Genomic DNA, 26,455 nt, shown 5'->3' with positions numbered 1-26,455 from the left:
AAAAAGAATGGCAACACCGCACCGGAAACCGGTGTTTTTTCCGCCCGTGTCCGTCTACCTATCGTCTCTGTCCAATGGTGTTGCCGGAATCGAGAATCCGTTCACACCATCCATGCGTTAATGAGAGCCAAAGCATGACGTCAAGTGACGAACGCCAACCGGGTAACCGTCGCCGCCTGTGGTGGCTTGCCGCGTTCATCCTGGTGCTGTTCGCCATATACAGCGCCGGCTGGTTCTATCTGGCCAACAGGGTGAGGTCCGAGGCCGACAAGGCGGTTGCCACGCTCAACAAGAGCGGCATCCAGGCCGGCTGCGCCAACCTCGAGGTCAGTGGCTATCCCCTGAGCTTTGCCGTCTCTTGCGACAACCTCGCCTACGAGGACGATGCCAAGAACATTGCCGCCTCGGCCGGCTCCTTCAATGCCATCGCCCAGGTCGTCCAGCCCTTGTCCCCGGTTGCCAATCTGCGCGGTCCGCTCCGGACCTCCGTCCCGGGCATGATGCCGCTCTGGATCGACTGGGACAATCTGCAGGCCAACGTCAAACTGTGGTATCCGCTGCCGCGGCGTATAGCGCTGCAAGCCGAGGGCCTGTCGGGCCAGACCGACCCGGCCGACGATACCGATCCGGTCGAGCTGTTCAGTGCCGGCAAGGCATCAGGCCAGTTGCAGCCGAATGGCGCGGATCTCGACTATGTCGGCAGCTTTGGCGATCTTGAAATCGATCCCGACGCGATCGGCGGGCGCGTGTTGCCGGCGCTCGATGCCAGTGGCGACGTGACACTGAAGAACGGCGTTGCGCTGGTCGGCACGCAGGTGAAAAGCCTGCGCGGCCAGCGGATCGAAATCCGCAATCTCGATCTGTCGTCGGGGACGGCGCGCGTCACCGTTTCCGGGCCGCTGTCGGTCGATGCAGAAGGCCTGGTCGACGCCGATCTGATGATCCGGATCAAGGATCCGAAGGCCGTGGCATCCATCCTTGCCGGCGCCATACCCGAGCAGAAGAATGCGATCGAGCAGGGTTTTGGCGCCCTGGCTCTGCTCGGCAGCGAACCGTCGATGCCGCTGAAGGTGGTCAAGGGCAAGGCCTCGCTCGGCTTCATCCCGCTGGGCAAGATCAAGCCGGTGCAATAGAGCATGATCCCGAAAAGTGGGAACCGGTTTTCGCGGACAAACGGTTTCCGTTTGTCCAGAGATCATACTCCAACAAAGAGATCGACCGGGATGACGATTCAACGAAACGTCATCCCGATCTAGCGCCGCCATGGCAAGACACGTGAAGCTTCTGAGTGTCGGGGCGTTGACGCTGGATACGATCCTGCGTGTCGATACGTTGCCTCACCATCAGGGAAAATTCATCGCCTCCGACGGCGTCCAGATCGCCTCGGGCATGGCCACAAGCGCGACCTGCGCAGCGCATCGTCTCGGCGCCGAGATATCGCTATGGGCGAGCGCCGGCGACGATCCGGTCGGCGATCAGCTGATTGCTGGGATCGAGGCCGAGGGCGTCGATTGCAGCCACGTGCGCCGCGTCGGCGGCGCACGTTCGGCACTGGCCTCGATCCTGGTCGATGCGCATGGCGAGCGTATCATCGTGTCTTCTACGACCCCGCGCGCAGGCTGATCCCGAGGCTTTGCCGTTTCCCGACATCACGGCATTCGATGCCGTGCTGGCCGACGTGCGCTGGCCAGGGGCAGCGGCACTTGCCCTGAAGGCGGCGCGCGCCGCGGGCAGGCCGGCTATCCTCGATGCCGATACCGCGCCGCTGGCGGTGCTGGAGCAGCTGTTGTCACTGGCCTCGCACGTCGTCGGCTCCGAGCCGGCAGTGCGCATCATATGCGGCCACGCGCTGGATCTGGAGACCGCCTGCACGGACCTCGCCTCCCGCACCGATGCGTTCGTCGCGGTTACCGGCGGCGCGGCAGGTACCTGGTGGTTCGATCGAAGCGCCGGATCATCCCGCCATGTCGAGGCCCCGAGGATCAAGGCGGTCGACACGCTGGCCGCCGGCGATGTCTTTCATGGCGCCTTTGCCGTCGGGCTGGCGGAAGCCATGCCGATCGAGCACGCACTGCGCTTTGCCAGTGCCGCCGCCGCGCTCAAATGCCTGCGCTTCGGCGGCAGGCTGGGCGCGCCGGATCGGGCGGAAACGCTCGCCATGATGGCAGCGACCTGGCCTGAAACAGCTTAGAGCAATTCCAGGAAAAGTGCGTAGCGGTTTTCCGTCCGGAATTTGCGTAAAAACAAGAAGTTAGAGCGGGCCAGAGATTCTATCAAACTCTGAACCGCTCTAGACCTTTGCCGGATGCTCGACCGCCTGGCGGCCAAAGTCCGGCGCGTCGATATCCTGACCCGCCTCGATGATCGAGCGGCGCACGGCGCGGGTGCGGGTGAACAGGTCGAAGAGCTTGTCGCCGTCGCCCCAGCGGATCGCGCGCTGCAGGAACGCCAGGTCTTCCGAGAAGCGCGCCAGCATTTCCAGGATGGCATCCTTGTTGTGCAGGCAGACATCCCGCCACATGGTCGGATCGGAGGCGGCCAGACGCGTGAAATCGCGAAAGCCGGAGGCGGAATATTTGATGACTTCCGTCTTCGTCACCGATTCCAGATCGTCGGCGGTGCCGACAATGTTGTAGGCGATGATGTGCGGCAGATGCGAGACGATGGCCAGCGTCATGTCGTGATGCTGCGGGTCCATCGTGTCGATGTTGGCGCCGCAGCGGCGCCAGAATTCCGACAGCCGTTCCAGCGCGTCCGGATCGGTGCCCGGCACCGGCGTGAAAATGCACCAGCGATTGTCGAAAAGGTCGGCAAATCCGGCATCCGGTCCGGATTTTTCGGTACCCGCCAGCGGATGGCCGGGAATGAAATGGACGCCCTCAGGCACATGCGGTTGCATCTGCGCGATGACCGAGGCCTTGGTCGAGCCGACATCGGTGAGGATCGCACCTTTTTTCAGCGCCGGCGCAATCTCCTGCGCCACCGCACCGGATGAGCCCACCGGCACCGAGACGATGACCAGATCGGCATCACGCACCGCTTCCCGGGCATCGGTGGTGTAGGACTCGCCGAGCCCCAGTTCCTCGGCTCGTTTGAGCGTTGCCGCACTGCGCGTCGAGATCGCGACATGGCGAGCCAAGCCTTCGCGGCGGATGACGCGGGCCAGCGACGAGCCGATCAGGCCGATGCCGACCAGCGCGATTTTTTCGAACATCGGTGATGCCATGGTGTGTAACTTTTCAGGCGTTCTAGCTTTTCAGGAATGTCGTGAGCGCGGCGACAACGCCGCGATTGGCCTCTTCGGTGCCGACGGTCATGCGCAGCGCGTTGGGAAAGCCGTAGCCTGAAACGCGCCGCAGAATATAGCCGCGCGCGCTCAGATAATCATCCGCCGCAGCCGCCGAATGCCTCTGGTCGTCGGGAAAATGAATGAGCAGGAAATTGCCGACGCTGGGCGTCACGCGCAGTCCGAGCCCAGTCATCTCGCCGCTCAGCCAGGTGAGCCAGGTCTCGTTATGCGCCACGCTGCGCTCGACATGGGCGCGGTCGCGGATCGCGGCGATGCCGGCCTCGATCGCCGTCGCATTGACATTGAAGGGGCCGCGCACGCGGTTGATCGCATCGACAATGTGTATCGGACCGTACATCCAGCCGATACGCGCGCCGCCGAGGCCGATCTTGGAGAAGGTGCGGGTCATCACCACGTTCTCGGCGCTGCCGGCCAACTCGATGCCGGCTTCGTAATCGTTGCGGCGGACATATTCGGCATAGGCCGCGTCGAGCACCAGCAGCACGTTTTTCGGCAGTCCGGCGTGCAGGCGACGCACCTCCTGGAACGGCACATAGGTGCCGGTCGGATTGTTGGGATTGGCCAGGAACACGATTTTCGTGCGCGGCGTCACAGCCGCCAGCATCGCATCGATGTCGGCGCGCTCGTCGGTCTCCTTGACCGCGACCGGGGTGGCGCCCGCCGACTGGATGTATATCTTGTAGACCATGAAGGCGTGCTCGGTGAACATGGCCTCGTCGCCGGGCGCGAGATAGGTCTGCGCCAGCAGGCCAAGGATCTCGTCGGAACCGTTGGAGCAGATGATGTTCTGCGCGTTGAGGCCATGCACCTCGGCGATCGCCTCTCGCAACCGTCTGGCGGTACCGTCGGGATAGACGTCGAGTTTGCCGGCGACCTCACGCGCGGCCTCGATCGCCTTCGGCGACGGCCCAAGCGGGTTCTCGTTCGACGACAGCTTGTAGACCTTGGCGACACCGGCCGGCGCCGTGCTCTTGCCGGGCACATAGGCGTCTATGTCCATGATGCCCGCGCGTGGGGTTGGACGTGCCTGATCCGGTGTCTGGTTCATAACTTGCAAAATCCGTCGAGAATGCCTCCATCCGGAAGCCGCTGCGGAAATACAAGCCATGGCCGGCAATGTCGAGGGGCGGCAGTGGTGCAAGCGGCCGCCATTGACGGCGAGGCGGGCGGGTTCTAGAAGTGCGGTGACAGTTCCGTGGTGATTTGGCCGGTCGGCTTGCAGCCACGTTAAACAATTCGCTAAAGGGCCGTTTGCGTGACGTAACCGGCTTTGCGAATGGCAATGCCGGTTTTTTATTGTCCGCGGCCGGACGGACGGACGCATCGGCGGCGATTTTTCGCCTGCTATGATGCAGCAAGTGAGACAAGAATGGCCGCTCTGCGCGCAGCAAGGACCAACAACGAGGTCGACAATCCGTCGAGCCTGGTGTTGCGTTTCGGACCCGACAAGCCGCTCAAGCTCGATGCCGGCACGCTGCTGTCGCCGTTCCAGATCGCCTATCAGACCTATGGCATTCTGAACGATGCCCGTTCCAATGCCATCCTCGTCTGCCACGCACTGACCGGCGACCAGCATGTCGCCAACACCAATCCGGTGACCGGCAAGCCAGGTTGGTGGGAAGTGCTGATCGGCCCCGGCAAGATTATCGACACCAACCGTTTCTTCGTCATCTGCTCCAATGTCATCGGCGGCTGCCTTGGTTCCACCGGGCCGGCCTCGACCAACCCCGCCACGGGAAAGCCCTATGGGCTCGACCTTCCTGTCATCACCATCCGCGACATGGTGCGTGCGCAGCAGATGCTGGTCGACCATTTCGGCATAGAGAAGCTGTTCTGCGTGCTGGGCGGTTCGATGGGCGGCATGCAGGTGCTGCAATGGGCGTCGAGCTATCCCGAACGGGTATTCTCGGCACTGCCGATCGCCACCGGCGCGCGCCATTCGTCACAGAACATCGCCTTCCACGAGGTCGGGCGGCAGGCCGTGATGGCCGATCCGGACTGGCATGGCGGCAAATATTTCGAGCACGGCAAGCGCCCGGAAAAGGGGTTGGCGGTGGCGCGCATGGCCGCCCACATCACCTATCTGTCGGAAGCCGCCCTGCACCGCAAATTCGGCCGCAACCTGCAGGACCGCGAAGCCCTGACCTTCGGCTTCGATGCCGATTTCCAGATCGAGAGCTATCTGCGCCACCAGGGCATGACCTTCGTGGACCGCTTCGACGCCAACTCCTACCTCTACATGACACGGTCGATGGATTATTTCGACCTTGCCGCCGACCATGGCGGCCGGCTGGCGGACGCCTTTGCCGGCACGAAGACCCGCTTCTGCCTGGTGTCCTTCACGTCGGACTGGCTGTTCCCGACCGAAGAGAGCCGCTCGATCGTGCATGCGCTCAACGCCGCCGGCGCCTCGGTGTCCTTCGTGGAGATCGAGACCGACCGCGGCCACGACGCCTTCCTGCTCGACGAACCGGAACTGTTTGCCGCCATCAACGGCTTTATCGGTTCCGCCGCGCGCGCCAGGGGGCTCGGCGCATGACCCCGAAAAGTCGCAGACTTTTCGGACCACGGTCATGCGTCAGACGGAAAGGCGAAGCCATGACCCAGAAAAATTGCGGACTTTTCGGACCATCGTCATGCGCCACTCAGGAGGCGAAGCCATGAGCGTCAATGGCAGCCAGCGTGTCGACCTTGAGGTCGTCGCCAACCTCATCCCGCCGCAATCGCGCGTGCTCGACGTGGGCTCCGGCGACGGCTCGCTGCTCGAATTGCTGCAGGAAACCAAGCAGGTCGACGGTCGCGGCCTTGAGCTTTCGCAGCGCGGCGTCAACGAATGCGTGGCGCGCGGCCTCTCGGTCATCCAGGGCGATGCCGACAAGGATCTCGAATTCTATCCCGACAAGGGTTTTGACTTCGTCGTCCTGTCGCAGACCCTGCAGGCCACCCGCAACCCGAAGCTGGTGCTCGACGAACTGCTCCGGATCGGCAATCGGGCCATCGTGTCCTTCCCCAATTTCGGCCATTGGCGGGTGCGCCTGTCGCTGTTCGTCAAGGGCCGCATGCCGGTGACCAAGGATCTGCCCTACTCCTGGTACGACACGCCCAACATCCACTTCTGCACCATCCGCGACTTCGTCAATCTGTGCGAGGAGCTTGGTGCGACGGTGGAAAAAGCGACCGCGCTCGACGCCAACGGCCAGAAGATCGGCCTGTCGATGCCTTGGTGGTTCTGGAATTTCTTTGGCCAGCAGGCGGTGTTTTTGCTGAAGCGATAAGGCTGCCGTCGGCGTCCTATGCCAGGATATCCGTGGGCTTGTGCGGATGTTCAACGCCGTCGGCCAACACCACATGGCGCAACCGCCAAGAGCCTCCGCCAATTTCAGCGGTTGGCAAAAGTGTTGCGGTTGAAGCGCTGGGCGCCGGAATTCACCATTCCTTGTCGTCAGAGCGACGGCACAATGGGTGACATAACAGGTTGTTTTTTGTAGCGTCGCACTTAATCCCGATGAGGCCCATCCAAGGGGGAACTCCGATCCATTCAACCATCCTGAGGACTGAAAAGAGCTATCGGAAAGTGCATTTTCGCGCTGGAAACAGCTGACGTGGAGCATTTGCCCCTCATCACGGTCATCACACCGACTCACAACCGGCGCGAAACGGTGCTCCGCGCCGTGGAAAGCGTGCTTTCTCAGAGCATGACTCGGTTTGAGCACATCGTCGTCGACGATGGCTCGACCGATGGGACGGAAGCGGCGCTTGCGCGCATTCGCGACCCTCGGCTGATCTATGTCGGCGCGAAATGGCGCGGCGCCAATGCCGCCAGGAATGCCGGCATCGAGCTGGCGAGGGCGCCCGTGGTGACTTTTCTTGATTCGGACGATCTCTTCCTGCCGCACCGGCTTGAACGAACGCTGGCATGGTTCGACGACAATCCGGCCCTCGAAGTCCTGCTCTCCTCATATGTCTCGGTGAAGGGTGGCCGTGGCACCGCCTGCGTCAACCGTAGTGCTTTCCTCAATCCGCCGATGCTGGAGCGGGCTGTGGTTGCGCAGACGGCCTTCATCGCCGGGTCGGCGATAACGGCGAGGCGGGAAGCTTTGTTGGCCATCGGCGGCTATGACAGCGACATCCCCCGGATGCAGGACCGGGAGCTTCTGCTGCGCTTCGCACAGCGCTTCGGCGCGCAATTGTCGGAAGATATCGACTGGACGAAGCACAATTCCCAGAATTCGATTTCGGGCCGCCGGGACGGCTATGTCGAAGCCTATGCGATCCTGATGAGTAAGCACCCGCACATCGCTCGCTCTTACCCCTATGTTCCACCCTTTATGATCACGCGGCAGATCATCGCCGATATTCTCCGGGGGCGGATACCACAGGCCTTTGCTGGATACATGGCCAACCGCTCATCCGACGCGCTTGGTTATTCATTGCCGGAACTGATCACCGGTTATCTCTACGGCCGCCGCTGGCGGCGCGACCTCTACGACGAAGTTCGCGGGAAGTTTGGAATGCCACCGGCCTGATCTGGCGACAGCTCAGCGAGCGAGTACGGCGCGTTGTAGGGGCCTGCCTGACCCACGGCCAGGCCTATCGGTCCAGTTCCGGGAAATAGGGATCCGACAGGAACCGCCTGTCCCGTTCCCCTAGAAGACAGTCGATCGGCGCGTCCATCTCGGCGGGCATGATTTTGTTCTTGTCCTGAATGCCGCTGACTTCGAGAATCAGCTTGCGCCGGATCGCCGTCGAGAATTCGGCGGCCGCATGGATCGGCAGCACGAAGGAACCAGGTCCGCCGGTCACGCACTGCGCATAATACTGATCGAGATGGCTGAAGGTCGGTGATGGCTTGATCAGGATCGGCAGGCCGTTGATGACGATGCCCTTGGCAATGGCCGCATCGCGCGTCACAGTGACCGGCGGCCCGATATTGTTGGGGCCGTCGCCAGATATGTCGATGACGCTGCGTTCGCCGGCGAAATTGGTGCCGTCGAAAAGCTCGGCGCCGAAAGCAAGCGCGCTCGAAATCGAGGTACCGCGGAAACTCCGGAACGGGCGGGCCGCAAGCTTGTCGGCAAAGCTGTTGGCGCTCTGCGCACTGTCGATGATCTGCCAGCCGATGATCGCGTCATCGCGCACCGTGCCGGCCCACTCGAAATAGGCGAGCGCAATGCGCCCAGTATGGCCGGAACGGACCGCCTGGATGAAATCGGCGTGCCGCAGCGCCTCGACATAGCCGGCCCGTTGAAGGGCGAATTCGGTCTCGTCCATCGACAGCGAGATATCGACCGCCAGCACCAGTTCGACGTCGACAGCCAGCGTATTTGGCGCCGAAGGAACCGGAGCGGCCTCGGCGCAAGCCAGGCAGGCAAGCAGGCTCATTATCTCAAGCATGGCCAGCACGAGCGATGTTTCGATCGCGACATTCGCTCGCGATCACGGCGAAATAAAGCTTGTGGCAGGCGTGGCCGCCCAGTCCGAATGCCGGCCGTTCTATGTCTTGCGCCGAGCGGCGACTGGCGGCGGTTCGATGGCACCCGCCCTGACACGGGCGGGTTTCAGCGGGGGCACGCCGGTATCCTTCACGATCGTCAGGGACCGCGGGAAGAATTGATTGTTGTGCAGGCCGCGCCCGATATTGATGATCGCGGCACCTTTCAGATGCTTATCCATGAGCGACAGCACACGCCTCAGCGACGGGCCGTCGAACGCATCCATCGCTTCATCGATGATCACCCATTTCGGCTTCCGCAAGGCAAGCCTGGCGAAGGCGAGCGATCGCTGTTCGTCATCGCCCAACTCACGCTCCCAGCGGGCCGACCGGTCGAGCGAGGATGACAGCCGCTCGAGGCCCACTTCGGCAAGGACAGCCGAAATGTCGGCATCGCTTGCCGGAGCGGCACCATAAGGATGGTCAAGCACCTCGCGCAGCGTACCGGCGGGGAAGTAAGGGACACGAGGCACGAAGATGGGGCTTCTCCGGCCGGCATGCCGATCTTTCCGCCTCCCCATGGCCACAGGCCGGCAATGGCGCGGAAGAACAGCGTCTTGCCGGCGCCGGGCTCGCCGGTGATCATCACGCGCTCGCCGAGATGGATTTCGACATGCTGGTCGGAGAGCTTCGTACAACCCTCTGGCGAGGCCACCTGGAGTTTCTCGAACGTCAGGCTGCCATTGGCATTTTCATCGAAGGAGATACGCTTCTCCTTGTCGTGCAGCACATCGGTTTCATCGAGCGCGATGCGGAAGTCGGCGACACGCATCAGCGTGGCACGCCAGTCGGCAATGCTGCCGATGTTGTTGATGAACCAACGCAATGATGAATGCACCTGGTTGAAGGCGCCGACCGCCATCATCAGCCCGCCAAAGCTGATATCGCCCGAGAAATAGACCGGCGAGGCAACCAGGATCGGGGCGACGACAGTGATCCAGCCATAGGTGTCGGTTACCCAGGACAGGTTGATCTGCGCGGTGTAGATGCGCCGCATGGCACCCAGCACCGTGCCAAGGTCGAGTTCGAGCCGTCGCCTGGCATCATTCTCACCCCGGTACAGCGCGATGGCATCGACGTTCTCGTTGACGCGCACCATCGAGGAGCGCAGTTCCGCTTCGCGCGTATAGCGGTCGCTGTTGAGACGGATGAGCGGCCGGCCGACCAGCCAGCTCAGCCAGGAGGCGGTGCCGGCATAGAGGAACGCCGCCCAGACCATGTAGCCCGGTATCGCCAGCGACAAGCCACCAATGTGGAACACAAAGCCCGAGGACAGCTCCCACAGCACGCCGACGAAAGACACGAGCAGGATGAACGACTGCAGCAGACCGACACCAAGATCGGTCGACAGGTCCGACAGATGCGCGGCATCCTGCTGCATGCGCTGGTCGGGATTGACGCCGATGGCGCCGGCGTTGGCCAGCCGGAAAGCACGCGCCGGCCGCATCCACTGGTCGATCAAATCCAGCGTCAGCGCCTCGCGCAGCTTCAGCCGGATCATCTGGTTGAGCCATGTCTGGCCGATGTTGAGCACCAGCAACCCGCCGGCGATCATGGCAAAGACGAGAAGCTGATGCAGGAAGGCGGCCATGTCGCGGCGCGCGAGCGCGTCGTAAAAGGGTTGGTTCCAGCGATTGAGCAGAACCTGGCCAATCGACGTCGCGACGATGACGGCCATGATGCCGGCCGACGTCCACAGCAACCACTTGCGAACCGGCGATCCGATCAGCGCCCGTTTGATCGTCGCCACCTGATCGCGCAGGCTGCTGGCCACGGCCACCGGCTGAACGGTGGCCTGATTGTCCAGTTGATCAGCCATGGCCGAGATCCTTGCATTCAGTGGCGGAGCTGAAACCGGATGAAGAGAGCCGCGGCAGCCCCTCAACCACTCTGCGAGCCCAGAACGACAGATAGGTCGGAAAGATGCCGCGCGATGCAAGTTTCATCGCGGTCACGAAGGTGTCACTTGCCGAGCCGACGACGCCGCACCCCTTCCCTCTGCCCGGCGGCCGAGCCGCGTCGCGCCATGGGGCGACAGCACCGGGACGAAGACGCGGCGAGATGCGCGCTGGGCCGCCGGCACGCCTTGGTAAAGCCGCTTCTGCGCTTCCACCACAATGACGCCGGAGAAGATCGGCCACAGCCGCCGCCCGGCACGCTCCAGCACATTGTGGAAGCGCATCATGAAGTGCCGCCGCGACGGCGGGAAGAACAGGGCATCGGACCAGGCGGCCGGCGTGAAATTCGCCTCGCGCAGCAATTCGGTGAGCTGCCCGCGTGAGAAAGGCCGCCCGTTGCCGAACGGCGTATGTTCGAAGCGCGCCCAGACACCGCGCCGGTTGGGTACCACGATGACGACGCGCCCCGCCGGCGACAGCACCCGCCAGATCTCGTTCAGCGTTTCGCGCGGATTCTCGACATGTTCGAGCGAATGGACGAGCAGCATGCGGTCGATGCAGGAATCGACCAGCGGCAGTTCCTCGTCGAAGACCAGTGCCGTAGCCGTCGGCCCGGTGGCCGGCCAGACCACGGCGCCCTGGGTAGCCGGCATGAAGGCGAAGACCCGCTCGGCATCGGAGCCGAAGCGTTCCAGCCAGGGCAAGGTGTAGCCGAGGCCGACCAGCCGCTCATTGGGCACCGCGGCCCATATCGACGACAGCGCCATGGTGATCGAGCGCTCGGCGAACCGGCCGAGCGTTGTCGAATAGAAGGAGCGAAGGTCGACGATGTCGGAATGCATGTCAGGGATGTAGCCGTGATATCGGCCGGATTCAACAAAAGGCCCAAGTGGTCGGCGCGGCGGATGTCATTTTGACATCCGAGGATGACTATTCGCTTTGTCACCCGGGATGACATTCGCGCAGCGGCGCCTTATGTCTGCGGCGATACTGCATCGGCCCGAAATCGGTTTCGATTTCGGGCCGATGCAACAGCTAAAAAATGTTAGAGCGTCCTTTGTGCGTCCAACTGGGACGCACGGCGCTCTAATGGAGAGACGCGATGCCGGTCGAAATCGAACAGTTCATGTGCCGCACCGACAATTTCGGCGTGCTGGTGCATGACCCCAAAAGCGGCCAGACCGCGATCATCGACGCGCCCGAGGAAGCGCCGATCCTGGCCGCCATCAAGCGCACCGGCTGGACGCCGACGATGATCCTGACCACGCATCATCATATGGATCACGTCGAGGCCAACCTGGCGCTGAAGGAGCGCTTCAAGCTGCGCATCGTCGGCCCGGAGGCGGAGAAGGCGAAAATCCCTGGCATCGACGAAACGGTCGAAGAAGGCTCCGTCCTTCATCTCGGCGATGAGCGCATCGAGGTGATCGCCACGCCCGGGCATACCGCCGGCCATGTTTCCTACCACCTGCCGGAATCGAAAGTGGCGTTCACCGCGGATACGCTGTTCGCGCTTGGGTGTGGGCGGCTCTTCGAATGCAAGCCGCCGGTCATGTACGAATCGCTGAAGAAGCTCGCAGCCCTTCCGGCCGAGACGACAATCTATTGCGGCCACGAATACACGCTTGCCAATGCCCGTTTCGCGCTGAGCGTCGACCCCACCAATTCGGCATTGAAGGAACGCGCCGCGCGGATCGAGGCGCTGCGGGTCGACAACAAGCCGACACTGCCGACGACGATCGGCGAGGAACTGTCGACCAATCCCTTCCTGCGCTGGCACGATCCGGCGATCCGCAAGCATCTGGGCATGGAAAGGGCCGGGGATGCCGAGGTCTTCGCCGAGATCCGCAAGCGCAAGGACAATTTCTGAGCGCCATGCGAGCTTCCTGCCCATGACCAGTTCCGCGCAAATCATAGCAACGCTCGCACTGAAGCCGCATCCGGAAGGCGGCTGGTATGCGGAAACCTTTCGCGACGAAGCCGGCGGTGCGCGCGGCCATTCGACCGCAATCTATTTTCTGCTGGAACAGCACCAGCTTTCGGCCTGGCATCGGGTCAAGGATGCCGCAGAGGTCTGGCATTTCCATGCCGGCGCGCCGTTGGCGCTGTCGATGTGGGAAGAAGGCGGCGCCATTATCGAGCAGGTCCTCGGCATCGACCTCACGGCGGGCGAACGGCCGCAAATCGTCGTGCCGGCAGGCTGGTGGCAATCGGCGCGCAGCCTGGGCGAGTGGACGCTGGTCGGCTGTACCGTCGCGGCGGGTTTCGATTTCGCGGCCTTCGAACTGGCCGAGCCGGGCTGGCAGCCTAACCCAGCAGGAAACCCAGGGTAGTGGCGAGCTGTGCGGCGTAGTACAGCACCCAGACGGCGAGGCGCATCCAGGCGCGATGCGACGAGATGGCGGCTACCAGGAATTTCTCCGTGGCAAGCAGCCCGTCCGATGCCATGAACAGCACGGCGCCGCCGATCACCCAGATACTGTTTGTCGTAAGCGCCGACATGCCCATCGCCAGGATCGCAAGGACATAGACGGCGATCGGGATACGCAGGCCGGGGCCGACACGGCGCCAAAGCGCTGCCAGCATCACGATCGCGAACACCGCCATGGCCAGTGCAATCGCGCCCCGCCAGGATTCGGCGGAAAGCAACTCCAATCCGCCACCGCTACGCAGGAACAGCGCGACATAGACGATGTGGGCGACAAGAAAGCTCGCCAGCCCGCCGAGAAATGCCTTTTCCCCGTCGCGCGACAGGAAGGCGTCGCCGATCGCACTCAGCGCGAGGGCGGCGACCAGCAGCAGTGGGCCGTCCTGTATTGCGGCGAGTGCGGCGAGCATGGCCACGGCGAGCGTCTTTGCCGCCGAGCGGGCCAGCGTCGGCGGCATGCCTGATGTGAAGGCATAGATCACCGCCGCCACCATCGAAAAGATCAGAGTTGCATTGGCGTTGGCGTCGATGCCGCCGGCAAACGGCATCGTCATGCCCTGGCTCCGTCTTCGGATGCCCCGGCTCCGCCTTCGGATGCCCTGGCTCCGCGCTCGGTCGCCGTCGGCTTGCGCAGAAACAGCGACTTTGCCGCCAGCGCCGCGCCGCCGGTGATGAGTACGCAGGCGGCCAGAATGCGCAACGATGGCTCGGCGACGCCAGCCCCGATCAGCACCAGCGTCGACAAAAGGGGCGCCGCATAGCTTGCCGCGCCGAGCACCTGGATGTTGCCGCGCTTGACGCCGATGTCCCAGGCATAGAAGGCCGCGCCCACCGGCATCAGGCCGAGCCCTAGCACGGCCAGCCACTGGCCGGCACCTTCAGGCAGCACAGTTTGTTCCAGCGCCAGGTGGCAGGCGAGCGACAGCACGGCGGTTGCCGCGCAGAACCAGGTGACGATGCTGGTCGGCACCGACGGGAAGCGTCGCGACAGCAGTGAATAGGACGACCATAGCAGGGCGCAGACGGCGGCCATGGCATAGCCGAAGGCGTAGCGCGCATCGAAGGCCAGGCCGCCACCCTTGGTGACGATCAGCACGGTGCCGGCAAGGCCGAGCAGCGCGCCGACGACATGATTCCACGCCAGTTTTTCGCCCGGCATCAGTGCCGAGCCGAGCACGATCAGCAGTGGCCAGAGATAAGCAATCAGGCTCGCCTCCACCGCCGGCGCGTTGCGCAGCGCGGTAAAGTAGAAGAAGTGGTAGCCGAACAGGCCGGCAATGCCGATCAGCCACACCTGCGGCGGTATCCTCTGGCTTTTGCCGGCAGCCGGCATGAACAGCCGTGCGACTAGCCCCACGACCGTGCCGATCGAGAAAGTGATCGCCGACAACAGGAATGGCGGCACCTTGCCGGACGCGTCCGTCAACAACGCCAGCGACGCCCACATGGCGACCGCTGAAAAGCCGATCAGTGTTGCGCGCCCCATTTTGTCTCCAGTGGCGCGCCCCATTCTGTCGCCGGTGGCCTGCCTTATTGTACCGCTTCGAAACGTCCGGCGCTGATGGTCAAGGTACCGATCTGCGTTCCGACCGTGGCGTGGATCGGCGCATATACGCCGGTTTGGCCCAGCGGCGCAAACGTCACCATCATGCGGCTTTTGTTCTTGAGATAATTGAGCGCCTTGCGGCCCTTGCGATAGCCTGCCACCGGCTCGAAACCCATCTGGCAGGTGACGGTGTCGCCCTTGTAGCCCGGAACCGAGATCGTTCCTTTCGAGGCGTAGGTCAGCGTCAGGTCGGCGCGCATCTCGCCATCATAGAACTTGACCTTGCGGCCGCAGACCTGGTCGAGACTGTCGGCATGGATGACGGTGGCGGCCATCGGATCGAGTACCGATGCCAGATCGCCGGCACCGAGCGGCACCCAGGCCTTGGGGTCGCGCTTGCCCGGCGCGGGGATGACCTGCGTCGACGTCACGTTGCCATTGGCAAAGCGAATGTCGATCGAGGATGCCTTCTTGCCGGAAGTGTAATCGGCACGGAATGCCTGCGGCACCATCTTCTGCCCGGAGATCGTACCCTTGGACGAGATCGTGCCACGCGTGTCGTCGAACAGCTTGGCCAGACCCGCTGCGGAGACGGTGCCATTGATCGCATAAACGCCATTCTGATAGCTGCTGGAGAAAGTCGATCTGGCGATCGAGAGACCCAGGAACGACACCGTATATTCGCCCTTGAAGGATTGCGGCGACGCAGCCGACGCGGCGGACGGCAAGGCAATGGCAAGCGCGGCGGCAAGCGCGTGAGACGAATGAGGCATGGCGGGATCGGATCCTTGATTTTCGGCCGGAGGCGGGCGACTCCGGTCTGGCATGTCCCTATGAGACCGCTTATAGGGTGAAATCCGGCCTTAATATGAAATGCCGGGCGGTTCCGTGGCGAAGCCGGAGCTTGACGCACCGGTGAAATGCAACTATGGAACGCCAACTTTTTCCATAAGGCCGCCTGACCAGAACCGCGCGCCACCCGGCGTGGGCTTGAATGTTTGGCAGGTCACGAAAGAACTGAAGGTTAGAACCCATGTCCCGCACCTGCGAACTCACTGCCAAGGCAGTCCAGACCGGCAACAATGTGAGCCACGCCAACAACAAGACCAAGCGTCGCTTCCTGCCGAACCTCGTCAATGTGACGCTGATTTCGGAAGCGCTGAACCAGAACGTGCGCCTGCGCATCTCGGCCAACGCGCTGCGTTCGGTCGAACATCGTGGCGGTCTTGACGCTTTCCTGGCCAAGGCCGACGTCAAGGAACTGTCGCAGCGCGCGCGCCTGCTGAAGAAGCAGATCGCCAAGAAGCTCGCCGAGCAGGTCGCTGCGTAACATCAGGACGACCGCCCCGGCCAACCTCTTGTTGGTCTCTGGCCAACCTCTTGTTGGCCACTGAGCATCGGATAGACCCGCAAGGCTCGACAGTCCGATGCTCAACTACGAAGCGAGCATAGCCCGATCGGCATGATGCTCCGCTGGTTCCATTACCCAGGATAAAAAATGTCTTCCTTTTCGCGATACCTGCCTTTCGTGGCCGCCATGGCGCTCGTCGTCGTGGCATCAAACATCCTCGTGCAGTTTCCCATGCAGGGCCAGATTGGCGGCCTGTCGCTCGCCGACGTTTTGACCTGGGGCGCGTTCACCTATCCCTTCTCCTTCCTGGTCACCGACCTCGCCAACCGCCGCTACGGACCTGCCGTGGCGCGCCGGATCGTCTTTGTCGGCTTCATGACGGCAGTGGTGTGCTCGATCCTGATCCCGCCCTTCCTGTTTCGCCATGGCTTCATCGAATTCGAGACGTCGGCCGACCGGCTGGTGCGCATCGCGGCCGCTTCGGGCGCCGCGTTCCTGACCGCGCAGCTGCTCGACGTCACCGTGTTCAACCGGCTGCGCCGGCAGAGCTGGTGGCGGGCGCCGATCATCGGCACGCTGGTCGGATCGGTGTTCGACACCATCGTGTTCTTCGGCGTGGCCTTTTCGGCCGCCTTTGCCTTCGCCGGCCCAAGCGACAGCTTCGCGCTGGAAAGCGCGCCGTTGATGGGCGTGTTTCATGTCGAGGCCATGCGTTGGGTGTCCTGGGCGCTCGGCGACCTCAGCGTGAAACTGATCATCGCTGTCGTGGCACTGATCCCCTACCGGCTCCTCGCCGCCCGCTGGAGCCAGCCGGCCGTTGCCGCGGCCTAAGTCGTGATTCCCTGGATCCAGCTAGACTCCGCGAAAACGCCTGATGGCCAACAGGAACTGCGGCTGAAACGGCGCGGTTCCGAATTCTCGATCATGCTCGGCACCAACGAGTTGATGAACAGTCGCCTCAGCGGCTCCGAGGAGGCGCTGGCGAGACTGTCCTGCCAGAGGATCGCGGGCCATCTTCAGCCGAGGGTATTGATCGGCGGACTTGGCATGGGTTTTACGCTGCGCGCTGCTCTCGCCGAACTGGGCAACAATGCCGAAATCGTTGTCGCGGAACTGATGCCGGCCGTCGTCGCCTGGGCGCGCGGCCCGATGGCCGAGATTTTCACCGGCTCGCTCGATGATCCCCGCGTCACCATCCGCGAGGCCGATGTCGGCCAGTTGATACGGTCCGAGTCTGCAGCCTGGGACGCGATCCTGCTCGATGTCGACAATGGCCCGAAGGCATCGTCCACAAGGGCAATGACGCCCTCTACAGCCTGGCAGGGCTCGGCGCCTCGCGTACCACCCTCAAGCCGGGCGGCGTGCTGGCGGTGTGGTCGCAAGGCCCGGATGCCGGCTTCACGCGGCGGCTGAAACAGGCAGGCTTTGCCGTTGAGGCGGTCAACACGCGCGCCAACGGCAAGCGCGGCGCGCGCCATGTCATCTGGATCGCCACCAACGGCCGATGATTCCGACGTAAGGTCGGACGGCGGGTTGGCCTCAGACGATGTTCAGCGGGACTTAGAGCGGTGCAGAGTTTGATAGAATCTCTGACCCGCTCTAACTTCTTGTTTTACGCAACTCCGGACGCAAAACCGCTACGCACTTTTCCTGGAACTGCTCTAGTTCGACTTCTGCAGCTCCGCGGCAAGGGCCTCCAGCAGCCCGCGTGTTCCCTCCTCCCGCCCCTTGGCGGAATCGACACCATCGAAGAAGGCGCCCTGCTCGGTATAGGTCAGCCTTGTGCCGTCGCCGGAAGGCGTCAGCTCCACGGTGGTCAGGGATGCCGACATGGGCTGCGGTCCGACCGCCATTCTGTAGGAAAACACGATGCGCTGGTCGGGGACGATGTCCTGGAATTGCGCGTCGAGCCTGACCTCCGGGCCGCCGCCATAGCTGAAACGAGACACCTCGCCGCCGCCGACACGAAAGTCGAAGCTGAACTCGGCGATGGCAAAACCATCGCCTTCGATACGCCAGCGCCGCACCGTCGCCTTGTCGGCGAAGGCATGGAAGACACGCGACGGCGATTGCGGATAGGTCCGCTCGATGGTGAAGGTGGAATGGATGACGGAATGCTCGTCCTTGACGGGGCTATCTGGTTCATTGCTGTTCGTCCTTTTCCTGGTCCTGATTTTCGGGGGATTGGCCTTTTGGGGATGGGTCTGGCTCGGCCAGAATCTGGCCAAGACGGTCGAGATGGCGTTCCGCCGGTATGCGGCGTTCGGCAATCCAGTCGGCGAGCGGGGCGAGCCCGCCCGGTTCGATCCGGCAGGTGCGCACCCGCCCGATCTTTTCACTGCGGATCAGCCCGCAGGCCTCCAACGCCTGGAGATGCTGCAGCACGGCGGCGAAGGTCATGCCGAACGGCTCCGCCAGCTGGCTGACAGTGGCCGGTCCGTTGCTCAACCGTTCCAGGATCTGCCGGCGCGTGGGCTCGACAAGAGCGCGAAGGATGCTGTCGATCTTGGAATGGTTAAGCATGGACTTGAGTATTGCGCTGATCGCGCGAATAGTCAAGTCGGCACTAAAGTGTTTTGATCAGCCTAGATCGAGTGATGGACGGTCGCCCCCACTTCAAGCAGGCTGAATGCCGCTCAATCCTGGTGCAGAATGAATTCCAGGTAGAGATTGCGCTGCAGGATCGAGTGGTTATCGTCGGAGATCAGCGACACCATCAGCGCGCCGTCATCGCGGGCCCAGACGTCGAGCCCTTCCATATTGTCGATCTGGTAGCCCATGTCGGCTTGCAGCAGCACCGGCCCGTCGGCGACGGCGCCCTTCTCGACGCCCTCTCCATAAATGCGCCGCAGCCGCATCTTGAGGCCGCCCGCCATGGTGAAACTGCGCTCCAGCAGCAAAAGATCGCCATCCGGCAGGAAGGCGCCATCGGTGATGTCGAAATCGTCGTTGCGCTTGACGGTGAAGACGCCCTTGTGCGGCCCTTCGATGATGGCGGCGTAGATGTTGCCGGACTTGTCGAGGCTCTTCTCCGAGACCACGACCAGACCGCCCTGATGCTGGCCGTTGGCATTGGCATGGGTGACGGTCTCGAAGCCGCGATTCTGCCGCAACTCTCGTGCCGGCACCAGGAAATCCAGCTGCCGGAACGACCCCTTCATATTGTCCGGGTCAATTTTGAACTGGGCGACGCGATGGTTGCGCTCGAAACCCACGGTGGCGATGCCGTCCTTGACCGCGAGGCCTTCGGCGTCGACTTCCCATTTCTCGTCGATCGGCTGGCCGTTCTGGTCGACCATCTGCTGCATGCGAAAATTCTGGATGCCAACGGGTCGCTTGTCAGCGTCGCGGACCACCGAGCCGAAGAACCAGCAACCGGTGTCGGCCACACCGATGAAATCACTGCCGGCTTTCAGAAACCGGAAGGCCGACAACGCCCCGAAATCACGTGATGGCGAGGTCATTTCCAGCCCGCCGACGAATTCGAGCTGGCCAAACTGCTTGTCGGTACGGCCAATGTGGAATTCGGTGATCGGGCGGGCCGAGACCGCGACAGGCTCGACCGGGGCCGGGCCGGCCGAACCGGCTGGCGCCGAAGCCATGCCGGCAAGCAAGGCGAAGGCGGCGAAAAGCGTGCGCCGAAACCCGCCTCGGGAAAAGATCATCCGGCGCGCCGCATGCCGCCGCGACGCGTATCCTTCGCGCTTTCCTCGGCAAACAGCGAAGCCAGTTGCTCGGTCATGGCGCCGGCCAGTTCCTCGGCATCGACGATGGTGACGGCGCGCCTGTAATAGCGCGTGACGTCATGGCCGATGCCGATGGCCAGCAGCTCTACCGGCGAACGTGTCTCGATCAGTTCGATGACGGCGCGCAGATGGCGCTCGAGATAATTGCCCGGATTGACCGACAGCGTGGAGTCGTCGACGGGCGCGCCGTCCGAGATCATCATCAGGATCTTGCGCTGTTCGGGCCGGGCAATCAGCCGATTGTGCGCCCACAAGAGCGCCTCGCCGTCGATATTTTCCTTGAGCAGGCCTTCGCGCATCATGAGGCCGAGATTGCGCCGTGCCCGCCGCCACGGATGGTCGGCCGACTTGTAGATGATGTGACGCAGATCGTTGAGGCGACCGGGGTTCGGCGGCTTGCCGTCCTTCAGCCATTTCTCGCGGGCCTGTCCGCCCTTCCAGGCCCGCGTGGTGAAGCCGAGTATCTCGACCGAGACGCCGCAGCGCTCCAGCGTGCGCGCCAGAATGTCGGCGCAGGTGGCGGCGACCGTGATCGGCCGGCCGCGCATCGAGCCGGAATTGTCGAGCACCAGCGTCACCACCGTGTCGCGGAATTTGGTATCGCGTTCCTGCTTGAACGACAGCGGCTGCATCGGATCGATGACCACGCGCACCAGCCGCGCCGGGTCGAGATAGCCCTCTTCCAGGTCGAAATCCCAGGACCGGTTCTGCTGCGCCATCAGGCGGCGCTGCAGCCGGTTGGCGAGCCGTCCGACGACGCCCGACAGATTGGCCAGCTGCTTGTCGAGAAAGGCGCGCAGCCGGTCGAGCTCTTCCTCTTCGCAGAGTTCCTCGGCGCCGACCGTCTCGTCGAAAGCTGATGTGTAAACCTTGTAGTCGATTTCCTTCGGCAGATTGGTGAAGGGATTGTCGTTGCGGCGCGCCTCGCCGGGGGTCTCGGCATCGGCATCGTCGTCATCCGACAGATCATCGGCCGTCGCGTCGGAGGCTTCGGTCTCCGCCGACTGCTCGTCGTCCGCCGATGCGTCGGCGTCCTCGGATTGCGACTGCTCGGAGCCGGAATCGTCTTCCCCGCCCTCCTCGCTCTGTTCCTCGCCTTGCGGCTGGTTGTCGTCATTGTCCTCGGAGTCTTCGGTCTCCTGGTCATCGCCGAGTTCCTCGGCCATTTCCATGGAGGCGAGCATCTCGCGCACGACGCGGGCGAAGGCCTGCTGGTCCTCGAGCTTTTCCGACAGGCCGTCGAGATCGGCCTTGGCCTTCTCCTCGACCCACGGCCGCCAGAGTTCGACCAGCCGCTCGCCGCTCTTCGGCACCGGCCGGCCGGTCAGCTTTTCGCGCACCATGAGCGCCAGCGCTTCCTCGATGGGCGCATCGGCCTTGTCCTTGACGTCGACGAGGTTGGCCTTGGCGTATTTGTCCTCCAGCATCGAGCCGATATTGTCGGCGACGCCTTGCATGGCGCGGCTGCCGATCGCCTCGACGCGGGCCTGCTCGACCGCATCGTAGATGGCGCGGGCTGCCTTGCCTTCGGGCGCCAGCTTGCTGTGGATGCGCACGTCGTGGCAGGCGCGCTTCAGCGCCATGGAATCGCCGAGCCCGCGGGTGATCGCGATGTCGGCCTTCGATGCCTTCTTGGGCAATTCGGGAAGCCGCGCGCGGCTGCCGGCCAGCGCCGGCCTGTCCTTGGCGAAGCCGACTTCCATCTCCTTGTCGCCGGCGATGGCGCGCATGCAGACCGTGACGGCGCGCTTGAAGCTGTCGGCTTCAGACCCCGTCTTCGACTTGTTGCGCGTATTGTCGCCCGGACCCGCCATCGAGGCTCTGCTTAGCCCAGCACCACGTTGGCCGCGCTCTCGGGCAGATCCTGCCCGAAGGCGCGCTGGTAGAACTCGGCAACCACCGAACGTTCCAGTTCGTCGCACTTGTTGAGGAAGGTCAGCCGGAAGGCCATGCCCACATCGCCGAAGATCTCGGCATTCTCTGCCCAGGTGATGACGGTACGCGGGCTCATCACCGTCGACAGGTCGCCATTGATGAAGGCCGAGCGCGTCATGTCGGCGACGCGCACCATCTTGTTGACGATGTCCTTGCCCTTGGTGTCGCGATAGTGCTTGGCCTTGGCCAGCACGATGTTCACTTCATTGTCGTGCGGCAGATAGTTCAGCGTGGTGACGATCGACCAGCGGTCCATCTGCGCCTGGTTGATCTGCTGGGTGCCGTGATAGAGGCCGGTCGTGTCGCCCAGACCGACCGTGTTGGCGGTCGAGAACAGCCGGAACGCCGGATGCGGGCGGATGACCCGGCTCTGGTCGAGCAGCGTCAGGCGGCCAGACGATTCCAGCACGCGCTGGATGACGAACATCACGTCGGGACGGCCGGCATCGTATTCGTCGAAGCACAGGGCGACATTGTGTTGATAGGCCCAGGGCAGGATGCCGTCGCGGAATTCGGTGATCTGCAAACCGTCCTTGACCACGATCGCATCCTTGCCGACGAGGTCGATACGGCTGACATGGCTGTCGAGGTTGACGCGCACGCAGGGCCAGTTGAGGCGGGCGGCGACCTGTTCGATATGGGTCGACTTGCCGGTGCCGTGATAGCCCGACACCATGACGCGGCGGTTGTAGGCAAAGCCGGCGAGGATCGCCAAGGTCGTCGCCTTGTCAAACAGATAGTCGGGATCGATGTCGGGCACATGCTCTGATGTCACCGAATAGGCCGGCACCACCATCTTGGACTCGAAGCCGAATTTCTCCTTCACCGACACCGTCGTGTCGGGCAGGTTGGCGATATCGCGATCGACCTTGTTCATATCTCTAAACGTCTCCACAAGCGAAACGTCGCGTTTCGCCGGCAATCGATTTTGTTCGGGGGCGGTCTTAAAGCCTTTTCCAACCTTATGAAAGTTGGAAAACGACACAAACCATAGGGTCGCTCAGCACAGGCCTGCCTGTTTGAGCACGCGATAGGCCTGAAGCACATCGCGGAACCGGTCTTCCGAACCTCTGTCGCCGCCATTCGCATCCGGATGGTGACGCTTCACCAGTTCCTTATAGCGCGCCTTGATGTCCTTGCCAGTCGCCTTTGTATCAAGGCCAAGCGTTTCCAGCGCCTTGGCCTCAAGCGGCTTGGCTTTGCGCTCGCGCGCCTCGCGCGGATCCTTCGGCCCCTTGAACAGGTCGAACGGGTCGCGCATGCGGTTGTAGTAGCCGGCGCGGCCGGAGCGCATCTGCGCCATATCGGGCGAGGAGCGGGTCGAGGCGCCGTTGACGCCCATTTTCCAGGTCGGCCGGTGGCCGGTCATCGCTTCCTTCTGGAAGCGCGCGACCTCGGTGTCCGGCACGCCGGAGAAGTAGTTGAAGCCCTTGTTGTACTCACGCACATGGTCGAAACAGAAGCGGAAATACTCACCCTCTTTCATGCGTCCGACCGGGGCGCGATGCGTGCCCGCCTCCTTGCAGCCATCCCACTGGCAGATCGGCGCGTGCGACTTCAGCTCCGCGTCCTTGTCGGGGCGAACGCGAATCTTCTCGAAATATTTGGGATACGGCTTCATCTCACCCATTTATGGGGCGTTCGCAGATGCGAAACAAGAATTGACATTTTCGCGATCATCGCCCTAACCGCTGAATCGCGGCTTAAAGCAGGCGAATGACTGATTTTGTTGCGCGCCAGCGGCCCGGTGGGACCGATTTCTGGTTTTCACGGCAGCGCCAACCATATGTGGTGAAGGGAGAAAACGATGTCCATACAGGCGACCATGGAAGACAAGCTCAACAAGGCATTTTCGCCGGACCGGCTGGTCATCCTCAACGAAAGCCATCTCCACGCCGGCCATCATCACGTGGAATCCGGCCACCACGCCGAGTTCGACGGCACCGGCGAGACGCATTTCCGTGTCCGCATCGTCTCACCGAATTTTGCCGGCATGAGCCGCATCGACCGTCACCGCGCCGTCAACGAGCTGCTGGCCGACGAGTTGAAGGCAGGCGTGCACGCGCTGGCGATCGAGCCAGCGGCGCCCGGCGAACAGACGCGCTGGTAAGAGCCGGTCAGATTACCGCTTCGATCAGAAACGGCCCCGGGCGAGACAAAGCAACGTCGAGCAGCGCGTCGAACCGCTTGCAGGTATCCGCACGCGCAGCCTCCACGCCCATGCCTTTGGCCAGCGAAACCCAGTCCAGCGCCGGATGGTCGAGATCGAGCATGCGCCTGGCATTCTCACCGATCGCGTTCACCCCGACATTCTTCATCTCGCCATGCAGGATCGCGTAGGTGCGGTTGGAAAAGACGATCGTCACCACGTCGAGATGTTCCCGCGCCTGAGTCCACAGGCCCTGCACCGTGTACATGCCGCTGCCGTCGGCCTCGAGATTGATCACCTTGCGGCCGGGACAGGCGATCGCCGCACCCGTCGCCAGCGGGATGCCGCCGCCGATCGACCCGCCCGTGCCCATCATGTAATCGTGCGGCGCGGCAAAGGCCGACAGCGCGAAGAAACGCCGCGCCGAGGTGACGGCCTCGTCGCAGACGATCGCGTCGGCCGGCAGCTTTCTCGCGACGGACAGTGCGATGGCGTCTTCCGTCAGTGGGCCGTTCGGCGTTGCCTCGTCGGGAAAGGCGCTGGCGACCTCTATCGGCTGTGACGGCTTGACACCGAGTTCGTCACGAAGCGCTTCCAGCGCCGCATGCAGGTCCTGCCCATGGGCGGCGAGCGTCAGCACCTGGCAGTCGTCTCGGACAAGCCGTCCCGGTTTTCCCGGATAGGCGAAGAAAGCGACCGGCTCCTTGCCGCCGACCAGCACCAGGACATCGATATCCCTGAGCGCTGCCGTCGCCGCGTCGACCGGATAGGGGATGCGCGTCGGCGCGACACGTCCGCGCCCGCGTTGCATGCGGGCGATGAGGACCTCGCTGAACAGCCTGACATCGCAGGCTGCCGAAATCTGGCCTGCGATCTCGAGCGCATCGGCGCGCGCCGCCCGCCCGCGAACGATCATGCCGACACGGCCGGGCGCGGAGCGGATCGCCGCAGCAACCTTACGCAGCGCATCCACGTCGACGGCCGGCGGCGGTGAAAGGACAACCTTGCTGGGCGAAACCGCGTCAGCCTCCCCCAGGCCGCGTCCGCCGGCAGGATCAGCGTCGTGACGCCCGGAGGCGTCAGCGAGGCGCGAAAGGCCGCCTCCGTGGCCGGCTGGACATCGGCAGGCCCTTCGATGCGTCCCACCCAGTTCGACATCGGCGCAGCGAGGCCTTCGATATCGCTGGTCAGCGGCGCATCGAGCGGCAGATGGTATGAGGCATGGTCGCCGACGATGTTGATCATCGGGCTCTTGGCGCGCCTTGCGTTGTGCATGTTGGCAAGACCGTTGGCCAGCCCCGGCCCTGTGTGAAGCAGCGTCGCTGCGGGGCGGTCGGTCATGCGCGCATAGCCGTCGGCCGCACCGGTCACCACGCCCTCGAACAGGCCAAGCACACAACGCATCCGCGGCTTGCGGTCGAGCGCGGCGACGAAATGCATTTCGGATGTGCCAGGGTTGGCGAAGCACACCGTCACATCATTGGCCAGCAGCACGTCGCACAGGACATCGGCGCCATTCATGCAAATTTTCTCCGTTCACGAAGAGCAATTGCACCCGCGCATGTCCGCGCCGCAATATTCCGCCGGCGCTTTTGGCATGATCCAGCCACAGAATGGGCGGGCGACGATCGGCTGCGTCAACCGACCGCCGATTTCAGGAACGTCAGCGCGGCGGCGGTCAGTGCGTCGCCATCCCTGCCGAAATCGCGGTTGATCGACATATGCGTATACGCGCTGCCATCGAACAGCGTCACCTCGGTGCCTGTGGCGCGCAGGCGCTCGGCAAAGGCCGTGGACTGCTCGCCGCGACCGTCGGCACGAGAATAGGCGATGAAGGTCGGCGGATGCTTGCGGCCGTCCACATAGCTCGCAGGCGAAAGCGCCGCCCATTGCGAAGGATCGGAAAACACGCGCGCATAGGCCCGCACCATGCCGCCATTCTCGGCGAGCGCGGCGAGATCATAGGCCCGGGTATCGTCGAGAAGCAGGCCAGCGGCGCCAGGCAACCCGCCGCGCATGCCGGTCAGCGCAATCAGGTGGCAGCCGGCCGAATGGCCCATGCCGACGATGCGGTTGGGGTCGCCACCATGCCGGGCGATGTTGGCCCTGACATAGGCATAGGCCTTTTCGACGTCGCCCGCCTGGGTGGCGACATCGGCCTGCGGCAGCATGCGGTAGTCGATCGAGACGAAGCAGAAGCCGTTGGCAAGCAGGAAGGCCGGCTTGGCGCCCACCTGGCTGCGTTTGCCGAGCCGCCAGGCGCCGCCATGAACGAAAAACACCACCGGCAGCCCGCTTGCGTCCTCCGGTGCATAAAGGTCGAGTCGAGCCGGTCCGTAGTCGAACGTTTCTGGCGCGCTCTGGCGCGGCGCGGCCCATGCTTCCAAGGGCAGCATCGCCGCCACGGAGGTCAGGATGAGGTTTCGTCGATCGATCATCGCGGTCTCCCGGCTGTGCAGGCCAACAGTGCTCGCAGGCGCCACGCGCGTCCAGAACCGGGTCGCAACTCTCGCCGCCTCAGGCCGCATCAACACGCTTCAATACCGTGCAGATCACGAAATCAATCTGCCCCTTGACGACCTCATCTGGCCATCACCACCT

23 protein-coding genes, 4 pseudogenes and 1 riboswitch are annotated in these 26,455 nt (G+C 63.3%); of the genes and pseudogenes, 11 read left to right on the top strand and 16 right to left on the bottom strand.

Annotated features, from left to right (window positions below):
- Window positions 1–134: 134 nt before the first annotated feature.
- Window positions 135–1,133 carry a DUF2125 domain-containing protein gene (locus tag EJ077_RS04285; protein WP_208699888.1) on the top strand — a complete coding sequence of 333 codons (999 nt, stop codon included), beginning with the start codon at window positions 135–137 and terminating at the stop codon, window positions 1,131–1,133.
- Window positions 1,134–1,263: 130 nt separating this feature from the next.
- A pseudogene (locus EJ077_RS04280) lies at window positions 1,264–2,191 on the top strand (sugar kinase).
- A gap of 99 nt (window positions 2,192–2,290) precedes the next feature.
- Here EJ077_RS04280 and EJ077_RS04275 read toward each other — a convergent pair.
- Together EJ077_RS04275 and hisC are read right to left on the bottom strand one after the other, a co-directional pair.
- Entirely contained in the window at window positions 2,291–3,226 is a 936-nt protein-coding gene (locus tag EJ077_RS04275; protein ID WP_208699886.1) for a prephenate/arogenate dehydrogenase family protein, read from the bottom strand.
- Between the two features lie 22 nt (window positions 3,227–3,248).
- A complete protein-coding gene (gene hisC / locus EJ077_RS04270) occupies window positions 3,249–4,358 on the bottom strand; it encodes a histidinol-phosphate transaminase (RefSeq protein WP_208699884.1) in 1,110 nt (369 codons plus the stop codon).
- A 137-nt stretch (window positions 4,359–4,495) separates the two neighbouring features.
- A riboswitch (SAM riboswitch) is annotated at window positions 4,496–4,573 on the top strand.
- A 106-nt stretch (window positions 4,574–4,679) separates the two neighbouring features.
- Here hisC and EJ077_RS04265 point away from each other — a divergent pair.
- From EJ077_RS04265 to EJ077_RS04255, 3 genes are all read left to right on the top strand, one after another.
- Window positions 4,680–5,849, top strand: a complete 1,170-nt coding sequence (locus tag EJ077_RS04265) for a homoserine O-acetyltransferase MetX (protein ID WP_135883492.1) — start codon at window positions 4,680–4,682, stop codon at window positions 5,847–5,849.
- 121 nt (window positions 5,850–5,970) lie between these two features.
- A complete protein-coding gene (metW, locus tag EJ077_RS04260; protein WP_027143503.1) occupies window positions 5,971–6,585 on the top strand; it encodes a methionine biosynthesis protein MetW in 615 nt (204 codons plus the stop codon).
- Window positions 6,586–6,912: 327 nt separating this feature from the next.
- The gene (locus EJ077_RS04255) at window positions 6,913–7,836 is read left to right on the top strand and encodes a glycosyltransferase family 2 protein (protein WP_208699882.1); all 924 of its coding nucleotides are present in this window, start codon (window positions 6,913–6,915) and stop codon (window positions 7,834–7,836) included.
- 64 nt (window positions 7,837–7,900) lie between these two features.
- On the opposite strand, the gene EJ077_RS04250 is transcribed toward EJ077_RS04255, so the two are convergent.
- The 3 genes and pseudogenes from EJ077_RS04250 to EJ077_RS04240 all read right to left on the bottom strand — a co-directional run bounded on the left by EJ077_RS04250 (window position 7,901) and on the right by EJ077_RS04240 (window position 11,541).
- Window positions 7,901–8,704: a DUF1194 domain-containing protein gene (locus tag EJ077_RS04250; RefSeq protein ID WP_208699880.1), complete on the bottom strand. Its 804-nt coding sequence runs from the start codon at window positions 8,702–8,704 to the stop codon at window positions 7,901–7,903.
- Window positions 8,705–8,803: 99 nt separating this feature from the next.
- Window positions 8,804–10,620, bottom strand: a pseudogene (locus EJ077_RS04245) (ABC transporter ATP-binding protein/permease).
- A gap of 132 nt (window positions 10,621–10,752) precedes the next feature.
- Window positions 10,753–11,541 (bottom strand): class I SAM-dependent methyltransferase, encoded by a 789-nt coding sequence (locus EJ077_RS04240; protein WP_208699879.1) that lies wholly within the window; start codon window positions 11,539–11,541, stop codon window positions 10,753–10,755.
- Between the two features lie 260 nt (window positions 11,542–11,801).
- Between EJ077_RS04240 and gloB the strand changes: the two genes are divergently transcribed.
- Together gloB and EJ077_RS04230 are read left to right on the top strand one after the other, a co-directional pair.
- On the top strand, window positions 11,802–12,569 hold the full coding sequence (gene gloB / locus EJ077_RS04235; protein ID WP_208699877.1) for a hydroxyacylglutathione hydrolase: 768 nt from the start codon (window positions 11,802–11,804) through the stop codon (window positions 12,567–12,569).
- 22 nt (window positions 12,570–12,591) lie between these two features.
- The gene (locus EJ077_RS04230; protein WP_208699875.1) at window positions 12,592–13,032 is read left to right on the top strand and encodes a cupin domain-containing protein; all 441 of its coding nucleotides are present in this window, start codon (window positions 12,592–12,594) and stop codon (window positions 13,030–13,032) included.
- Here EJ077_RS04230 and EJ077_RS04225 read toward each other — a convergent pair.
- The 3 genes from EJ077_RS04225 to EJ077_RS04215 are packed head-to-tail and all read right to left on the bottom strand — an operon-like array spanning window position 13,007 to window position 15,446.
- Window positions 13,007–13,681: a lysoplasmalogenase gene (locus tag EJ077_RS04225; RefSeq protein ID WP_208699873.1), complete on the bottom strand. Its 675-nt coding sequence runs from the start codon at window positions 13,679–13,681 to the stop codon at window positions 13,007–13,009. The genes EJ077_RS04230 and EJ077_RS04225 overlap by 26 nt on opposite strands.
- Entirely contained in the window at window positions 13,678–14,613 is a 936-nt protein-coding gene (locus EJ077_RS04220; RefSeq protein ID WP_208699871.1) for a DMT family transporter, read from the bottom strand. Before EJ077_RS04220 ends, EJ077_RS04225 begins: the two co-directional genes overlap by 4 nt.
- A 44-nt stretch (window positions 14,614–14,657) precedes the next feature.
- Window positions 14,658–15,446: a DUF3108 domain-containing protein gene (locus EJ077_RS04215; RefSeq protein WP_208699869.1), complete on the bottom strand. Its 789-nt coding sequence runs from the start codon at window positions 15,444–15,446 to the stop codon at window positions 14,658–14,660.
- A gap of 260 nt (window positions 15,447–15,706) precedes the next feature.
- Here EJ077_RS04215 and rpmB point away from each other — a divergent pair, with 260 nt between their 5' ends.
- The 3 genes and pseudogenes from rpmB to EJ077_RS04200 all read left to right on the top strand — a co-directional run bounded on the left by rpmB (window position 15,707) and on the right by EJ077_RS04200 (window position 17,532).
- Window positions 15,707–16,003 carry a 50S ribosomal protein L28 gene (rpmB, locus tag EJ077_RS04210; RefSeq protein WP_010911765.1) on the top strand — a complete coding sequence of 99 codons (297 nt, stop codon included), beginning with the start codon at window positions 15,707–15,709 and terminating at the stop codon, window positions 16,001–16,003.
- Between the two features lie 168 nt (window positions 16,004–16,171).
- The gene (locus EJ077_RS04205; protein ID WP_208699867.1) at window positions 16,172–16,855 is read left to right on the top strand and encodes a queuosine precursor transporter; all 684 of its coding nucleotides are present in this window, start codon (window positions 16,172–16,174) and stop codon (window positions 16,853–16,855) included.
- Window positions 16,856–16,858: 3 nt separating this feature from the next.
- A pseudogene (locus EJ077_RS04200) lies at window positions 16,859–17,532 on the top strand (spermidine synthase).
- Between the two features lie 153 nt (window positions 17,533–17,685).
- Here EJ077_RS04200 and EJ077_RS04195 read toward each other — a convergent pair.
- The 6 genes from EJ077_RS04195 to EJ077_RS04170 form a co-directional block, all read right to left on the bottom strand.
- Window positions 17,686–18,252 (bottom strand): SRPBCC family protein, encoded by a 567-nt coding sequence (locus tag EJ077_RS04195; RefSeq protein WP_245458630.1) that lies wholly within the window; start codon window positions 18,250–18,252, stop codon window positions 17,686–17,688.
- Entirely contained in the window at window positions 18,167–18,547 is a 381-nt protein-coding gene (locus tag EJ077_RS04190; protein ID WP_208699865.1) for an ArsR/SmtB family transcription factor, read from the bottom strand. The genes EJ077_RS04195 and EJ077_RS04190 overlap by 86 nt, the downstream gene beginning before the upstream one ends.
- A gap of 113 nt (window positions 18,548–18,660) precedes the next feature.
- Complete coding sequence (locus EJ077_RS04185) at window positions 18,661–19,689, bottom strand: esterase-like activity of phytase family protein (RefSeq protein WP_208699863.1); 1,029 nt, start codon at window positions 19,687–19,689, stop codon at window positions 18,661–18,663.
- The gene (gene cobT, locus EJ077_RS04180) at window positions 19,686–21,584 is read right to left on the bottom strand and encodes a cobaltochelatase subunit CobT (RefSeq protein WP_208699861.1); all 1,899 of its coding nucleotides are present in this window, start codon (window positions 21,582–21,584) and stop codon (window positions 19,686–19,688) included. The genes EJ077_RS04185 and cobT overlap by 4 nt, the downstream gene beginning before the upstream one ends.
- An 11-nt stretch (window positions 21,585–21,595) precedes the next feature.
- A complete protein-coding gene (gene cobS, locus EJ077_RS04175) occupies window positions 21,596–22,582 on the bottom strand; it encodes a cobaltochelatase subunit CobS (protein ID WP_127276014.1) in 987 nt (328 codons plus the stop codon).
- A gap of 123 nt (window positions 22,583–22,705) precedes the next feature.
- Window positions 22,706–23,335, bottom strand: coding sequence for a J domain-containing protein (locus EJ077_RS04170; protein WP_208699859.1), 630 nt, complete (start codon window positions 23,333–23,335; stop codon window positions 22,706–22,708).
- Between the two features lie 177 nt (window positions 23,336–23,512).
- Between EJ077_RS04170 and EJ077_RS04165 the strand changes: the two genes are divergently transcribed.
- Window positions 23,513–23,815, top strand: coding sequence for a BolA family protein (locus EJ077_RS04165; protein WP_127276016.1), 303 nt, complete (start codon window positions 23,513–23,515; stop codon window positions 23,813–23,815).
- Window positions 23,816–23,822: 7 nt separating this feature from the next.
- On the opposite strand, the pseudogene EJ077_RS04160 reads toward EJ077_RS04165, so the two are convergent.
- Both EJ077_RS04160 and EJ077_RS04155 read right to left on the bottom strand, forming a co-directional pair.
- A pseudogene (locus EJ077_RS04160) lies at window positions 23,823–25,375 on the bottom strand (acetolactate synthase large subunit).
- A gap of 116 nt (window positions 25,376–25,491) precedes the next feature.
- Window positions 25,492–26,292 carry an alpha/beta hydrolase gene (locus EJ077_RS04155; protein ID WP_208699857.1) on the bottom strand — a complete coding sequence of 267 codons (801 nt, stop codon included), beginning with the start codon at window positions 26,290–26,292 and terminating at the stop codon, window positions 25,492–25,494.
- Window positions 26,293–26,455: the final 163 nt, after the last annotated feature.

It is taken from the genome of Mesorhizobium sp. M8A.F.Ca.ET.057.01.1.1 (assembly GCF_003952565.1).
Lineage (GTDB): Bacteria > Pseudomonadota > Alphaproteobacteria > Rhizobiales > Rhizobiaceae > Mesorhizobium.
Note: the sequence above shows the minus strand (reverse complement) of the source record. Positions and strands in the feature narration are given on the sequence as shown.